General features: G+C 44.7%; 11 protein-coding genes. 5 read left to right on the forward strand and 6 right to left on the reverse strand.

What is annotated here, in order from left to right:
- Positions 1–17: 17 nt before the first annotated feature.
- Positions 18–656: a TrkA family potassium uptake protein gene (locus J6U00_RS03140; protein ID WP_296578727.1), complete on the forward strand. Its 639-nt coding sequence runs from the start codon at positions 18–20 to the stop codon at positions 654–656.
- Positions 657–760: 104 nt separating this feature from the next.
- Here the strand turns inward: J6U00_RS03140 and J6U00_RS03145 are convergent, their stop codons facing one another.
- The gene (locus J6U00_RS03145; RefSeq protein WP_296578729.1) at positions 761–1507 is read right to left on the reverse strand and encodes a hypothetical protein; all 747 of its coding nucleotides are present in this window, start codon (positions 1505–1507) and stop codon (positions 761–763) included.
- 143 nt (positions 1508–1650) lie between these two features.
- Entirely contained in the window at positions 1651–2796 is a 1146-nt protein-coding gene (locus J6U00_RS03150) for a glycerate kinase (protein WP_296578732.1), read from the reverse strand.
- Between the two features lie 153 nt (positions 2797–2949).
- Between J6U00_RS03150 and J6U00_RS03155 the strand changes: the two genes are divergently transcribed.
- The 3 genes from J6U00_RS03155 to J6U00_RS03165 are packed head-to-tail and all read left to right on the forward strand — an operon-like array spanning position 2950 to position 4646.
- Complete coding sequence (locus J6U00_RS03155; RefSeq protein ID WP_296578735.1) at positions 2950–3396, forward strand: YaiI/YqxD family protein; 447 nt, start codon at positions 2950–2952, stop codon at positions 3394–3396.
- Entirely contained in the window at positions 3383–3907 is a 525-nt protein-coding gene (locus tag J6U00_RS03160) for a YqiA/YcfP family alpha/beta fold hydrolase (RefSeq protein ID WP_296578738.1), read from the forward strand. Before J6U00_RS03155 ends, J6U00_RS03160 begins: the two co-directional genes overlap by 14 nt.
- Position 3908: 1 nt before the next feature.
- On the forward strand, positions 3909–4646 hold the full coding sequence (locus J6U00_RS03165; RefSeq protein ID WP_296578758.1) for a polyphenol oxidase family protein: 738 nt from the start codon (positions 3909–3911) through the stop codon (positions 4644–4646).
- Between the two features lie 75 nt (positions 4647–4721).
- On the opposite strand, the gene J6U00_RS03170 is transcribed toward J6U00_RS03165, so the two are convergent.
- Together J6U00_RS03170 and J6U00_RS03175 are read right to left on the reverse strand one after the other, a co-directional pair.
- Positions 4722–6515: a LacI family DNA-binding transcriptional regulator gene (locus J6U00_RS03170; RefSeq protein ID WP_296578741.1), complete on the reverse strand. Its 1794-nt coding sequence runs from the start codon at positions 6513–6515 to the stop codon at positions 4722–4724.
- Positions 6516–6535: 20 nt separating this feature from the next.
- The gene (locus J6U00_RS03175; RefSeq protein WP_296578744.1) at positions 6536–9139 is read right to left on the reverse strand and encodes an EAL domain-containing protein; all 2604 of its coding nucleotides are present in this window, start codon (positions 9137–9139) and stop codon (positions 6536–6538) included.
- A 460-nt stretch (positions 9140–9599) separates the two neighbouring features.
- On the opposite strand from J6U00_RS03175, the gene J6U00_RS03180 reads away from it, so the two are divergent.
- Positions 9600–11363, forward strand: a complete 1764-nt coding sequence (locus J6U00_RS03180; RefSeq protein ID WP_296578749.1) for a leucine-rich repeat protein — start codon at positions 9600–9602, stop codon at positions 11361–11363.
- A 247-nt stretch (positions 11364–11610) separates the two neighbouring features.
- Here the strand turns inward: J6U00_RS03180 and J6U00_RS03185 are convergent, their stop codons facing one another.
- Positions 11611–12159 carry a hypothetical protein gene (locus J6U00_RS03185; RefSeq protein ID WP_296578752.1) on the reverse strand — a complete coding sequence of 183 codons (549 nt, stop codon included), beginning with the start codon at positions 12157–12159 and terminating at the stop codon, positions 11611–11613.
- A gap of 972 nt (positions 12160–13131) precedes the next feature.
- Positions 13132–15234, reverse strand: a complete 2103-nt coding sequence (locus J6U00_RS03190) for an endo-1,4-beta-xylanase (protein ID WP_296578755.1) — start codon at positions 15232–15234, stop codon at positions 13132–13134.
- Positions 15235–16053: the final 819 nt, after the last annotated feature.

A 16053-nucleotide genomic window follows, 5' to 3' on the forward strand; every position in this document is an offset into this window, starting at 1 on the left:
TTAAAAGGAGAATAATTATGAAATCAGTTCTGATAATAGGCGCAGGTCAGTTCGGCATGCATATTGCAAGACGTATGTCTCAGCTCCGCTGCGAGATAATGGCTGTTGACAGCGAGGAAGAGCGCATTAACGCCATACTACCCTTAGTCACAAGCGCTCAGATTGGCGACAGCACTAATGCGGATTTTATGCGCACTCTTGGCATACCCGACTATGATGTCTGCATAGTTACCATAAGTGACAGCTTTCAGGACTCTCTGGAGACGACAGCTCTGCTCAAGGAGCTGGGTGCGCGGAAGGTAATCTCCCGTGCGCAGAACGATGTACAGGAAAAGTTCCTTCTCCGCAACGGTGCCGATGAGACTGTATATCCCGAAAAGCAGACTGCTATACGGCTCGCCACAAAGGAGGCGTCTGACGATATCCTAGATGTGTTTCAACTCGACCACGATATCAATATCTATGAAGTGCGCGTTCCGAAGTCATGGAACAACAGGTCTATCGCCGAGCTTGATATCCGAAAGAAGCACCACCTGAATATAATTGCGGTGCGCGCAGCAGATCAGCTTGTCGTACCCATGCCGGACATGGTGCTCCACGCTGACGACGCCATACTGCTTCTAGGCAACATAAAGGATATAGAGAAAGCATTGTAATAAAGAGACCCCGAACTTGTTGCAGAGTCCGGGGTCTCTTTATTATAAATCTATTTTACTTAAAGGAGTTGGGGGGTACCTTTAAATAAAGCAGCAAATATATGTCAGCCGATAGTCTCAATTATATTTTCCATGTCGGCTGCTGCATTTCCTGTGGCATTAACTATCATTATGAAGTCATCATCAATCCTTCTAGCGTAAACTGCATTGTCGTTAATCACGCCTGTTCTGACGGCTTTAATGTATTCCTGCCCGCCTATAATTACGGTCTCTGTGGTGTGCACCACCGGGTCTCCGCTTTTTTCGTAGTCCTCATCAAAGCGCCTGTTCAGGAATTCTTCGGCGGACATATCCGGAGTAAGCGGACACCTTAGCCTTACGTTATAGAACCATACACTGATCCTTCCGCCCATATCGCTGTAGCAGATCTCTGCGTCCTCGATGCCTGTAAAATATACCTCTTTGTCCCTCTCATTCATGAATCTGGTAGGCATCATATAGTCTGTATAAACCTCCTCAGCACTAAGGAGCTGAGCTCCCTCGGGAGCTGTTATCCTGATGCCGGCATATTCCGATATGTAAACCCTTCCTTCCACAATTCCGTTTGAAAAGGCTGTTCCCGCTACTGTATCCGCATAAGAAACTGTATTGGACGTATCTTCGTCCTGTTCGCCGCCAGCAGCGTTATCTGTCGAAGCTGTGATTTTTTCAGTATCCGCAGCCGCAGTTACAGCGTTTGCCGCTTCAGAAGCCGAATCATACGAATCCTGATCTATATTCACCTGTCTGTCGCATGAAGGAAGCGCACACATCGCTGCTGCAAGCGCTGTAATGATAGCTGTCTTTTTCATATATATTATATCTTCCTTTTGTTTTTTCACGACTCTTGTGCCGCTCTAATAATATATACGAAACAGGAAAAACATTTCAGACACAAAAAACAAAAAAAATTTCAGAGCGCCATTTTCAAGGATATAATATATCCGCTGTTGTATCATGTAATATCAGAAAACAGTTTTATCGTCCGGAATACCTGCTCTGCTGTATCAGCAAGATTATTACAGGCATTTGTCCTGTCCATTGCTTGTTCGTGGGTGATAACTTGCCTAAGCACCGGGAAATATGCGTCGATGCCGCTTTTATTTAAAAGCTCAGCTCCTCTGCTGACTGCACCGCAGAAGGCTATTACAGGCTTGCCATATCTCTTTGCTGTCCTTGCTATGCATACCGGAGCTTTTCCCATAGCGGTCTGGATATCGAGACAGCCCTCTCCGGTTATGACTATGTCTGCAGTCTCTATCGCCGCTTCAAGACCTGTTTCACTCATAATGAGATCGGCTCCGGATACAAGCATGGCGTTTAAATAGTACATAAGTGCAAAGCCCATTCCTCCTGCCGCGCCTGCTCCCGGAGCATCGGGAGAAGCATCTGGAGCATACTTCCTTGTGACCTCTGCATAACGGCGAAGATATCCGTCCATAATACGCACAGCTTCGCTGTCAGCTCCCTTCTGAGGTGCAAACACAGCGCTGCATCCATTGTCTCCGCAGAGTGGATTTGTAACATCGCATGCAACACGGAAGCTGCACTCCCTCAACTCAGGTATGATATTATCAGCATTTATACTTTCAAGCCGTGAAAGACCTTCCGCACCGAAATCTATCTGATTTCCATTTTCGTCGAGCAGACCGAAGCCAAGAGCCTGCAGGCAGCCGCTGCCACCGTCGTTTGTAGCGCTTCCGCCGATACCGATGATAAAACTGCGGCATCCCTGCAGAATGGCATCAAGTATCAGCTCCCCTGTACCGAATGTAGTTGTGTGCATAGGGTCGCGCTCCTCTTCACTGAGCAGAGGAAGTCCGGAAGCGGCTGCCATTTCGATAACTGCGGTATTGCTTGGAAGTATCCCGTAGGACGCAGTTATTCGCCTGCTCAGCGGATCGGTCACCTCAATTGTACGGAGCCGGCCGTTAAGTCCGGAAACAAGCGCTTCCACAGTGCCCTCGCCGCCGTCGGCAACAGGTCTTATCACGGTCTCAGCCTCTGGAAAAACCCGGCGCAGCCCATCTGCCGCAGCCATTCCCGCCTCCGCAGAGGTAAGGCTGCCCTTGAATGAATCTATTGCAATAACTGCTCTCATTTTTGTTCACCTCTTTGATATATTATATCATCTGCCAGCGGTATTGTAAATGCTCTACAGGTGTGTTATAATTAGTGTATCCTTAAATACAAAATAATTTACTTGCTATACTAATTGATGTCAAACTCATTTTACCCGATACAGAGGTGGATAATGAAAATATTTATTGACGCCGACGGATGTCCTGTGGTCGGCATCGCAGTCAGTACAGCCGTGAAGTACGGCGTAGAATGTACCATAATATGTGACACGGCACACTCCATAAAGTACGAGGGTGCGGAAACCATAACAGTCGGTAAGGGAGCGGACAGTGCAGACCTCCGGTTGGTGAACCTTGTCAGCGAAGGCGATATCGCCGTAACTCAGGACTACGGTCTGGCAGCTATGTGCCTAAGCAGAAAAGCCGCCGTGCTCAATCAGGACGGTCGGCGATATACTGAAGATAATATCTCGGGGCTCCTCGAATTTCGGGCAGTCTCCGCAAAAATACGCAGGAGCGGAGGACGCACAAAGGGTATGTCCAAGCGCACCTCTCAGCAGGACAAGGACTTTGAAAGAGCTCTCATCGGGCTGATAGGAGAAAAAAATGAAGATACTTAATCTGCACGGCTTCATGGGTGAAGCCGACAACAAAAACTACAAGGCTCTTTGCGAGCTTGTTCCTATAGAGGATATAGTTTCACCGCAGCTTAGATATATGGAGACCTCTCCGTCAGAGTTGCTCAATCAGCTTGGCGGTATCGCCGAGAAGGAGGAGTTCATTCTTGTCGGACAGAGCCTCGGAGGTTGGTATGCGGATAAGCTCAGCCGCAGGCTCGGAAGTCCCTGCATACTTACAAATCCCTGTTATTATCCTCATGAGCTGGAGTTGATAAACTCCTCCGGCATACCTGCGGATTTTACAGAGCAGTACCGGCTACTAACAGATAGCAGCAAAAACGAACGCGCATATACGATTTGCAGCGACGGTGATACGATACTTCCCAACAATCTCGAAAGCTGTATAAAGCTATCCTGTACTGTAAAAAGAGCTCACGGGAGCCACAGTACTATAGAAGATATCGGCATTCATCTTTCGGATATGCTCAAGGCGATAGGCTTGGTTGGCTGATATGAAAGATATAAACATGATAGACGACGCTTTTGCCTATGGTGGCTTCACCTCTGGAAGCGAAGGCCTATGGATGAGAAACGAGGCGGATGACCCGCCAACCAGTGACTATACAGCTCTCAGCAGAAGACTCGGTATCCCCCTGTCAGGCTTTATACGCCCATACCAGGCAGGCGGTGACAGAGTGGAGGCAGTTACCGCCCTTCACGGCGGCTCGGGAGTAATAAAGGATAATGAGCTCAAAAGGATCGACGGAGTTGTTACTGCCGAAAAAGGGATAGTCCTCAGCATTATTGCTGCGGACTGCGTACCGGTGTATCTCACCGATGCAGCAGCAGGCGTGATAGGTATACTCCACTGCGGCTGGAGGTCGGCGGCAGGAAGAGCTCTATGCAATGTGTTGGAACGCATGAAGGAACTCGGAGCCTCCTCTGAGAATATCCATATTGCCATTGGACCTCATATATGTCCCAGCTGCTATGAAGTGGGTGATGAGGTGCTGGCTGAATACGAAAAAAACTTTCCGTCCGTAGAGCTTAGAGATATATTCACCAAACATGGCAGTAGGCTTCACCTTGACCTCGGACAGGCGATATGCTCGTCAGCGATAACAGAAGGAATACCGGAAAGCAACATCGTCTGCACGGATATATGCACATGTCATGACAGTGCCCTTTTCTCATACAGGCGCGGTGACAGAAACAGACAGAACTTAGCCTATATCATGATGAAACAATAAAAGCATAAGAAAATGCCCGGCACTAACTGCAGGGCATTTTTGTTATATATCCTCTTTCCATAAGTACAGCTGGCTTTATCCGCTTACAGCCTTATTACTGTACATCTCGTGAATACCTTCCTTTTCGCTGATGCGAAGGTCGTTTATGTAAAAGCTCCTGCCTATTTGCAGTGCAAGGAACTCTCCCCTGCTGAAAATATCCTCTGTAAGCTCAGAGAGCAGTATACCGTATATCCGGTCGCTATAAAATATCGGGAAGGCGGCAAACCCCTTGCATTTTGAAGAGAGCTCGTTCCTCGTGAATATGTCGGACAGCAGACAGTCCTGCCTCTCCTTTGCAAGTATATACATATCCCCGGATTTAATAACGCAGTAAAGCCTTATATGCTTGGGGAATACTACCTCGCCAGACCTTGTATACTCTACTGCCTCATCAAAGGCGTATATGACAGAGTTCTTCAGTCCGAGCTTGCTTATTGAATGTGCTATGCTGTCATTTTTAAGGTTGATCGTTCTGTAGTCCACCATATCTGCGATAAGGAAGTCATGGAATTTCTCTCTCATATCGTTGAGGTAAGAGATCTGCTTTATACTCCGCTCTGAAATTGAAATGATAGCCTTGTCCTTCATTCGTGAGAAAAGGCGGTTTACCATTACATTAGCGGCAACAGAAACCTTTCCGGAATTCATAGTGCTTTGCAGACGCTCGATACTCTTTATTAGCTTTGCAGCGTCAGTATAATTCATTGCTCCCTTTTCAAAGAAAATATCTATGAGTATGCATATCTCATGATAGGATTCAAGGCTCATATACTTTCGCTTCTGTGAGAGCAGTATCCTCGATATGAACTCGTAGAAAAGCCTTTTCAGATTGACGTTTTCCCTGCGCATATACTCGTTTTTATACCTGTAGAAGCAGTCGTCAAACATACGATATATGAAGGCAGGGTCGCCCTTTGTCATTTCCGTTGCGGAATAATCGTACATCTCGTAGAAAAGGGATTCTCGTCCGTAAAGCCTTGTCTGGACGAGAGCAGAGCCATTCTCAATACCGTTGAACTTATCTATGAGCAGTTCAAGAGCCTTCTGACCTAGAGTGCAGCTATCACAGCCTATAGATGACAGAGACGGTATCATCTCGGAAGCCATGCGGGTATTATCAAATCCGAAAACAAGTATGTTCCTGCCGGGGACAAGTCCCCTTTCCTCCATAGCAACATACAATCCTTTTGCGGCAGCGTCGGTGACGCAAAAAATCGCCTGTGCATCAGGATTTCTGTCAAGGAGCTTCCCTGCTTCTTCTACGCAGTTCTCGGACATATCCGTATTTATGAAATTATCCTCGGAAAATGCTATGCCGTTCTCCTCAAGACATCTTATGAAAATTTCCTTTCTTAGAATAGAGTCCAGATTGTCAACTCTTCCGCCCAGCATACACAGCCTTGAAAGTCCATCTATATTCACAAGATAATCTACCGCTTCACGGATACCGCTCTCATTATCATAGCTGACAGTCGTAACGTTTTCTATGTCAGTAGCAATAAATACATTTGGCACTTTTTTGAAATCGGCTATAAGACTTTCATCTATAGTATTTCTCTTGTTGCTGCTGAGATTACCGATATGTACTATAAATCCGTCAAAATTACACACCTCTCCCAGTTTCAGTATCGTATTGTAGACCTCGTTGTAGGCACATATATCGTCATAAGGCAGCTCAGGATTATAGTATCTTCCAGGCAGTACCACGAGCCTAATATCCTTGTTCTCAGGTATTGCCTCCATTACGTTACTGATAAGCTCCTTTGAAAAATCTGCAAAAATATCCTCCAATACCATACCGACAACAGTTATGTTTTTGCCCTTCATTCACACACCCCCCACTGTCATCAAATATCGGGACCCGGCTTGGAAAAGAGATAGCCCTGAGAATAATCAATGCCAAAATCAAGAAGTATCTTCTGTATATCTTCATTTTCTACAAATTCGGCTATTATACTGAAGTTATTCTTGCTGAGCTTTTTCCAGTTCGATATGAGCGCTATCAGATTCGCAGATTTCTCGTCCTCGCAGCATTTTTTTACTATGGAGCCATCTATCTTAAGATAATCGCAATTGATCCTTGCGATATGAAGGAGATTTGAAAAGCCGCTGCCGAAATCGTCTATAGCTATCTGGGCACCGTAATCATGTATTCTGTCCACGAATTTTACTAATTCGTCATAGTTGTCGATATCCTCGTTTTCCAGTATCTCAAAGACAAAGTTCTCAGGATGCTTTGCAGTCGAAAGAAATTCATAGATATAGTCTATTATCTCGGAATTCTTGATATCACGTATGGAAAGATTGAGACTGACACTTTTATCTTCAATGTCCCTGAATTTATCAAACACCTTTTTTATCATTATACTCGATATTGAGTCGTACAGAAGTCCGTAGGAACGCGCCACGGGAAGAAAGCTTCCTGGGTAGTATACAGTTCCCTTTTCGTCTTCCAGCCTCATAAGCGATTCATAATGATGTATGCGTTTTTTCTTGTTATCATATATACCCTGAAAATAAGGTATGACCTTATCATGGGAAACGGCATAGTTTATGACGTTCACCATATGATAGCGTTCACGTATGCTTTCCTCGTCAAGCTGGTCCACCCTTGCGCTGCGTACATAGAACTGTATGTTTTTCTGCATCATCTCCACTCGGGCTGAGTAGTACGCAGGCATAAGGTTGTCAACGGTGCAGTCATCCAGCACGCAGAACATGGGTACTATAGCGATATATTCCTCTGTGACCTCAAACAGCTGTCTCTGAAGCTGCTCCATATCCCTTGCGAATTCCGAAAGAGATACTATATACGACGGAGCGCTTATGGCAAGATGCCACTTGCCGAGAGAATAGATAGAATAATTCTTTTTCTTGGCAAAGCGTATACAGTTTGACAGATAGTTCTTGTGAGTTATATTTATAAGATGCTTCGAAAATACGGTTTCCATGCTGGAAGTCTCAAATACGTTTATCATGCAGACACGGTCATAGTCCTTAGTCTGTATATCCATATTCAGAGCGGCACCGTTATGTATATCGCCGCTGTCGGAATACAGCAGCTTCATCTCACAGTCGCGCACAAAAGTCCTGAGAGCCTCTGCTGAAACGGTAAGCTTAGTTTTTGAAAACTGGGTCTCTATATCGCAGAGGTACTCCAGCAGCTCGCGGTTATCCTCCGCAAGGGAATCCGCAAATGAGAAGGCGTAGGGATTATAGTCCTGAGTGCACATCTCTTCGCCGATGACTGCCACTGCAAATGTGCAGTTAGCAAAGCAGTTCCTGCCGTTAACGTTTGTTATCTCACCGTCAGTAATGCAGCCGCATATATTGGTATTCTCGTATATCGAAAGCTCCCATTTAACGCAGTTGGAGTATACCATTGAACGTGACATACAGGAATAGCCGAATATGGTCTCCGCCTTCTCAAAATTCTCGATATGCCTGAATAGGCTCTGATTATCGGAGATTATCTTTCTGTCATATACAAAGCCTCGTCTTATCTTCTTCCCAGGCACAACATTATGATTGGCATTTATCATACTCCGCTTGATATACTTGTCAATATCGGGGTGAGCGGCATAGAAAGCCGCATTTATGGGCGAGGACTCTTCAAATTTCTCGCTTATGCTGACATTGTCGGAATACCGCATAACTATGGGTATCTCCTCCGCATCAGAGTATACATAAGGGAAAAGATTGGTTATCTCTGGCTTTTCCTTTATCTTATCGCCTATTCCGAGAAGGAATCTGTCCGCTGCGTCCATACCGTCAATACTGAGTATACAGGTGCCGAAGGTATCAGTTATCTCTGTTTCCTGTCCTATAGCCTGTGCTCCCGTTGCGCAGGAGCTGTAGCTCTCCACCTTTTCACCGCTTATGGACGCAACAATTACACCTTTATCAGTCCAGCCATATTCGTCGAATATGAAGCCGGAATTCTGAAAACGCTTCAATGCAAATCCCGATGAATTGGCAATACCACCTATCATAGGCACACCGGGCATGTATTCGTTGCATTTTTCCACAAAGCTGTAGACATCAAGATATTTAACAGTCAGGAACATGAGCATAAGCTTCGCATCATCTTCCCAAACAGCGTCCCTGACCTTTTGGCACAGCTCATCTGGAGGAACAGGCATATCGAAACCGTCAAAGGTTGGTATTCTTGCCACCTTTACCCGTGCATCAGTCATCTGCGTTACGGAGACGACGCACTGGTTCTGAAAAAATTTACCCCAGCAGATAGTTGACGACGTACTAGTTCCGAAAATATGCGCTCCCGGTACGATATTCGCTATGAATCTCGCTAAATCCACTGCCTCGTCCTCAAGGTGTATCGCTGTATGTATCCTTATAAAAATATCCCCGTTTTTCGGGTCAAGCATAAGCTGACTGAAGGATTTTGCAAGTCTTGCTTTGGATATATATTGAAAATTCCATGTAAACATACTATCCCTCCGGGCGGTATTCCTATTATATATTAAGAATACCGGTACTATGATATGAACTGTAATTTGTTATCGTTGCAATTTCAAGAACTGCCTACCATAAAGCGCAGTTTTAGGTCTCAAAAGCTTCTTATTCACTTTATATTATATATCAATTAAACCAAATCAGCAATAATTACCGTCTTAAATTCACTGTTTGGCAATAATTTTAGTCATATACACCATGTTATCAAACACATAATTGTTCAATCTGACAATGGGGCTGCTGTCCTTTTTCCCTTCATTGCTTAAATTGCGCTCTCCAAAAGCTGTAAAATACTTACAGTGAGATTCCAGACAAAAAGCTGTATTACGCCAGTTATTGGCTCTTGCTAATTATTGACATTTTTAAATAAAAGATGTATAATAAAATTGCTGTGTTCAACAGCAAAGTACTATTATTTATTCAGGAGGACACTACATGAAACACTTCAAAAGATTCACATCAGCAGTTCTGACAATTGCTGTCATAGCCGGCGCCGGTCATGCTGCAAACTTCAGACAGTCGTCTGCACAGGTTTCCGGTGAGACTGTAATGTACAGCTCAGTAATTGACAACTGGGAGCAGCTCATAGCAGAAGAAAAGCAAAAATTCCCGGATAGAAGCTACTGGAACCACAAGGGCATAAGCAGCGATCAGTGGAGCGACGATTGCTGTTCAAGCACTCCTTGCAGACATACGCCTGAAAAAGCACTGGGAGTAAGTGACGACTCAGAGACTTACATAAAGGCTTCTATCAGGTCCACGTGGGAAGAAGATTATTCACAGACTATCAAAGAAGCCTATGACGGTCAGTGCAACGGTTTCGCACGCAAGCTCGCAACAGATATCTGGAAAACCGATGATTTTGTAAGATACTACAGTACAGAGGGCGAATATGAGCCTCAGATAGGCGATGTAGTCCGTCTGAGTTTCCCTGTCCTGAACATGATGAACGAAAACAAGTATGTCGGACACAGCATATTTATCACCGGCATCTCCGATGATCATATCACCTACGCAGAATGCAACGGCGATATGGAACATTGTCAGATCTTCTGGGACTGCTTCTATTATTACTCGGAATTCTACCGCCATTTTGAGCAGTGGCCTGACGCACAGGGAAACAATGTTGAGCTTTCAGTTTACGAAGGAGAACACAAGGTAAAGGTAACAAAGGAATATATCAATGAGCACTTAAGCTATTATGAGCGTCCGCACGTAAAGGGCGACTTCGATCTTAACGGCAAGATAGACAGCGGCGACGTTGAACACTTCAAGAACTCTTATCTCGATCGCGGTGAAATCTATTACCGCACAGAGGGAAATGCTAAACGCTACATAGAAGATGAAGCATATGATATAAACAACGACGGAAGGGTATCGGAAGCTGATTATTCCTATATCCAGTCTTATGCAAGCCTGCCGTATACCCAGGGATGTCTCTACGGCACAGGCAACAATGTTTACGAGCATGACAGATTCCGTCTTATCGGAGACGATTACTTTGTTTATAACAGCGGTATATACAGGCCCCTTGACAACTATTCCGCAACCTTTGTTGGTCCGTTTTATACTTATGAGGACTGCTTCACTGTAGCCTCTGAGGTGTATGACGGCAGCAGAAAGAAATATACAGTTACCGCTATCGGCGATATCACTGACCGTCCGAGTGGAAAATATATCCCCTATATCCAGAGCATAACTATTCCGGAAACAGTTACAACGATCAAGCAGTACGCATTTTCAAATTCAGATTCTGATTTAAGAAGCATATCCTTCAGCGGAAACGATCCTCAGCTTACAACTATCGAAAAAGGCGCATTCTACAACTGTCCCAAAATTTACTGGATTGACCTGAGAAAATGCCGTAATCTGAGAAGCATAGAAGACGACGCATTTTACGGCTGCGATTCACTCATATACGTTGATCTTCCGTATACAACTCATACTCTCACACTAGGCTCTTCGGCTAACGGAAGTATATTCAAATACAACAAGAGCAACACAACAACTCTTTATATCAACAACCCCAATACCAGCAGCTACTCATACAATTATCAGATCCTGAACATTGCCGGCGGAGACCATACTCTCTGGAAAAACGGTATGATAAGAATGCATGGCAGACTATTCAAAGTATACGACCAGGGCAACTACGTTTGCCAGAAGGATTCAAGTATCGGCTATCTGTACTGCCCCTGATCGACTTCTGATATAACTATTACCGCATAAAAAGAGGCTGTAAACAAAGCTTCCCCAAACAATATCTAAAAAAAAATAACTGCACAGAAGCAGCGATTCTACGTTGTTCTTCTGTGCAGTTATTTCTATTATACCGATTTTTTTACAACTCCTTTGGTTTTACTGCAGTAAGCACCATAAATATAAAGTCAATCAAGCGCTGAAGGCTGTATCCAGAATATCCCACCTGATATTATCATCTGACCAATTACTCAGTTCCTTTTTGTAAATCTCCTTCACCGCACAATACGATCTCCTCGTCCGAACCGGCACGCAGCAAACGATCCAAATACCCGTTTCCTAAAGCAAGCTCGTCAGTCCTGCCTTCAATATAGCTTGCGTGCAGACTGAAATCCGAGTTTCCGCTGAGGTCAACTCTTATATAATCTCCGCCTGCCCATGTTTCTGGTCTCATATCAACTGTTCCCGTTATTACATTGTTATATGCGTCTGTATAGGTAAATGTCGAATCCTTGCGTATATCTATGATACCGATATCGTATGCGCCCTTATCAACTGTACCACTGCCGTTTGCCACCTGATGTCTCCACTTTCCGGCAACCAGATTTATATATTCATTTTCCGTAGTCTCAGCAGCTTCAGCAGCCGGTATTATGCTACCGTCTACATCTCCCTTGTTTAAGAAGTGTCTGTGATATGCCGCGCCTCCGGCAGCTATACCTGCTATAAGCACTATTGCCGCTATGCCAAATACCGCGGGTCTTGTAGTTCTATTATTATTTTTAGTTTTTCTCATTTTATTACTCCTCTTTCTGAATATTTTGTAAGGTCAAACCCTTCATATATAACATTCGCACCCAAAGCATAAAGTGTTACAATAAAATGGTATATATATTTTTTGATTGTTTATTTTGTACATGACATTCGCGATTGCCAGGCAGCTCTCCACCGCAAAAAAGTTATTTCCCCCAGAAGTAAAATACACTATCCCTGAGAAAAACTTCAAAGCTCCTTACAGAAGCGTCCCTGTAAGAAGCTCTTTTCCGACCTCTCAAGCCATCGTGCGTACCGTTCGTTACACGGCGGTTCAACCAACTTTACAAAGAAGTATTCTCCCTTGCACTGTTTCTTCTAAGTTCCTTTTGCTTAACCGCCTTTGATACTATCGACAGACGTCGTATCAGCTGCTGAACTTAGATTTCTTCAGTTGATTGGGTGTTCGCCCCTTCGCTCCATCTCCATTACAGAGACTTCTTCACTACTACGGACTCTGCTGACTTCTCACAGTTCGTTGTTACTACGGTTTATATCCCGCCTGTGAGACCTCCCCGATTAAGGTGCACACTCTTTCCCTCCATATATCTGCCGCATCTACTTGGCTACTACTACAGGTGATAGTTATCAGACTTTGCTGCTTTTGGCCAGCTTATCTATCGTAGCCCAGCCTTATATGCGATTTCTGTTCGTCAGACCAGAGGTTTGCTTACAGCTTCCTTCAGATTCCGCCTCACGGCAGACACCCTTGCTGTTCGGCTATACACTTCCCACTATCTGGGCGTGTTCGGAACTTTCACCCGTTAGATTGTGCCCATGTCGGGCAAACCCAAAAAAGAGCTGCACTTTTATGTGCAGCTCCGTGTCTTTATTGTGTGAGAATATGCTTATTCCACTGCTTTAAAGGTTGTAGCCTGTTAATACCTTGTACTTTTCCTTAAAGCTTTCAGAGGAAAGTGCCACATCTTCAGCCTTCAGCTGGAATGCAACAGGCTCAATCAGAAAAACTCTTTATCTTGCCGAGGAGATATTCCTGAATGCAAAGCGCATCATTTGTTGTAAGTCCCTCGCTCTCCTTGTCAACATCAGCGTTTACCTTGCCCTGTACTGTGATGTGGTGCTCATCTGTACCGTTAACATCGTACTTGTTAGGGTTTGCAAGGCACTGCATGATGAGAACTGCGTCACCCATATCTACCTGACCGTCATTGTTTGCGTCGCCTGCCAGTGTAACTGGAAGTTCGCCTGTTACTGTAGTGGTCGTGGTAGTATTTGTATCAGTCGAGGTGGTAGTTGAAGTTGCGGTCTCCGATGTAGTAGTTGTTGTTTCGGAGGTAGTTGTTACGGTTGTGGTGGTAGTTGTAGTCACCGTGTTACCGCCTGCGATAGTAGTTCTTACAGGGTCGGAAGCTGACTTGCCGTCAACTATAGACTTGAATGCAGGCTTAGCCATATATTCCTTGTCGAATATAAGCGGGTTCTGTGAAGCTCTCCAGCTCTTGTGGTCTGTAATTCCCCAGAATATTACTGCTGAGATATTGTCACTGTACTTCTCGTAAAGGTCGAAAAGTCCCTTGTAGTACTTAGCCTGTACGTCGAAATACTTGTCATCGGAGTGCTCCTGTACTGTAGCATCAAGCTCTGTGATCTGAACGTCAAGGCCGAGCCCTATATACTTCTTGAGTGCATTCTCGTACATACTGAGAGATGGGAATGCTGCATCAAGGCTCTGTCTTACATCAAGGTGAGACTGCATACCGATACCGTCGATATTGCCTGCCTTCTTAAGTCTCTCAGCCATTTCGCATACTGCGTCAAGCTTGCCTGTCATATATTCGTTATAATCGTTGTAGTAGAGCTTACAGCCCTCGGGAGCATACTTCCTTGCATACTCAAATGCGTAGTCAATGAAGGAGTTGTCGCCGAATACAGCTACCCAGTCGGAAGCGGCATAGTTGTTGGACTGACCACAGTGACCTGCCTCGCGGGGCGTTCCGTTATCTGTCCATGCTTCGTTAACAACGTCGCAAGCATAGAAGTTAACATCGGGATAGAGCTCTGTAAGTGTTGTGAAGAAGCTCTTGATATAGTTTTCCATACGCTTCTTCATCTTGTCGGGAGAAACGTAATCCTTCTTCTCGTCGTAGTCCTCCTTGAAGAACCACTCAGGTGTCTGGCTATGCCATACAAGTGTATGAACTCTTACGGGGATACCATATTTTCTTGCATAGTTGAGAACAGGCTTTGCCTGTGAGAAGCTTATCTGCGGAGTCTCGTCATCGCCTGTCTTCTCGAGGTATTCGAGTGTCTTTGTCTTGTTGAGGACGTAGTCTGGCTTCATCTGATTGCCGACTGTAACGCTCTCGCCGAAGTGCTTCTGGAGAAGGTCCATAAAGGGCTGTGAGGACATATCCTCGGGAGAAAGGGCAGTACCTATCTTGAATTTGTCCTTGTATATCTCACTGAGTGAAGGAAGATCGCTCTCAATCTCCACACGTGGAGCCTCAGTGATCTTTACATCATCAATGAATATGGACTCCTGTCCGCCCTCGAAGTATACATATACACCTTCCATTCCCTCAGAATAGCTTATGGGAACATTCTTTATCTCTGCCCAGCCGTTTCCACCACCGCTGGTAGCCTGAATGTTCTGCTTGAGGTTAGAATATGAGGTATCGCCATCAACGCTAAACTGGAAGCTGAGCGTTGTGTTGGTGTACCACTCTCCTCTTACTGAACAGGAGAAGTAGTACTGTGTATCAGGCTCGAGGAAGCCGTCCATGCGGAATGCAGGTCCGTGCCATGTGTCACCTCTCTCCGTAGCGGAAAGACCGCTGTCGCCGCTCTTTGCAGCATCCGCAGAGATAGCAAGTACTGTTTTATCATCGCCGCCTCTGTTTGACCAGTGCTCGAGATCAGCCTCACTCTCAAATCCGCATTCGTATACTACTTTTCCCTCTGATGAGGACGCAGCCTTGTTGTTTGTCAGCTGTACGCCTGCGGGTGCTACCGCATTAACAGCCGAAGCCGAAGCTGAAAGCGCCATTGCTGCACCCATAACGCCTGCTACGAGCTTCTTTAAGTTTTTTCCTCTCATAGTTAATTCCTCCAAAAAAAAATTTTTGTGTCTATATTGTATCACGATTATGCATATATGTCAATGCAGACGGCTCTCATACAGCAATAAATGGTTAGCTTCAACATATTATTAGCTTAAAAATGGTCAGTTTAAACAAAATCGGTCATTTGGTTTGTTTTATCGTGTGAGGGGCGGGCATCATGTTTTCAATGGCGTATTCGCACCACTGCACCGCAAGCAAATTAAAAGACACATCGCGTTCTGCGGCCAGTCTTTGTAGCGATTCAATCAGTGGATCGAGCATATGAACAGTCCTGTTCGACGATGAATGCCTTTTAATTTCAAACATTTATCATTTACTCCAAAATCTGCATTATAACATTTTTTAAATAATACGCCTATTAATTTGATGTAATTATATATCATCTTTTTCGCGACTTGCGAACACACTGTACGTCGCTACTATTTAAATCTTTGCTAAAGGCCTACAAAATGCACACAATTTCATTAAGCTTTGTCTTTATTTTCTACTCCACAAAACCGAAATGAAACGTGAGAAAGAGAGAGAACAAGAGTATAAGTGAGAGAATTAAAGAGAAAACAGAGTATATATTAAAAAAATCCTCAAAAACCTCTTGACAGATATTCTACGATAGTGTATAATAATTTTTGCACTGCGGCGGAACAGGCGTTTTTTCGGGAAGCAAGAGGCAGGTCCTTATAGCTTATTCGTGAGGCTCTTCCTCTTGTTTCTGGATACGCTTTCCGTCCGAAATTTATTACAGGAGGAAAATATTATGTCAACTACACTGGCAAAACCCGCAGAAGTAAGCCGTA

Source organism: Ruminococcus sp., from assembly GCF_017650195.1.
GTDB lineage: Bacteria > Bacillota > Clostridia > Oscillospirales > Ruminococcaceae > Ruminococcus.

Coding starts and splice junctions, on each gene's coding strand:
- J6U00_RS03155 (WP_296578735.1), top strand. CDS start 2,950: ATGAAAATATTTATTGACGCCGACGGATGTCCTGTGGTCGGCATCGCA.
- J6U00_RS03145 (WP_296578729.1), bottom strand. CDS start 1,507: ATGAAAAAGACAGCTATCATTACAGCGCTTGCAGCAGCGATGTGTGCG.
- J6U00_RS03190 (WP_296578755.1), bottom strand. CDS start 15,234: ATGAGAGGAAAAAACTTAAAGAAGCTCGTAGCAGGCGTTATGGGTGCA.
- J6U00_RS03175 (WP_296578744.1), bottom strand. CDS start 9,139: ATGTTTACATGGAATTTTCAATATATATCCAAAGCAAGACTTGCAAAA.
- J6U00_RS03140 (WP_296578727.1), top strand. CDS start 18: ATGAAATCAGTTCTGATAATAGGCGCAGGTCAGTTCGGCATGCATATT.
- J6U00_RS03170 (WP_296578741.1), bottom strand. CDS start 6,515: ATGAAGGGCAAAAACATAACTGTTGTCGGTATGGTATTGGAGGATATT.
- J6U00_RS03165 (WP_296578758.1), top strand. CDS start 3,909: ATGAAAGATATAAACATGATAGACGACGCTTTTGCCTATGGTGGCTTC.
- J6U00_RS03150 (WP_296578732.1), bottom strand. CDS start 2,796: ATGAGAGCAGTTATTGCAATAGATTCATTCAAGGGCAGCCTTACCTCT.
- J6U00_RS03160 (WP_296578738.1), top strand. CDS start 3,383: ATGAAGATACTTAATCTGCACGGCTTCATGGGTGAAGCCGACAACAAA.
- J6U00_RS03185 (WP_296578752.1), bottom strand. CDS start 12,159: ATGAGAAAAACTAAAAATAATAATAGAACTACAAGACCCGCGGTATTT.
- J6U00_RS03180 (WP_296578749.1), top strand. CDS start 9,600: ATGAAACACTTCAAAAGATTCACATCAGCAGTTCTGACAATTGCTGTC.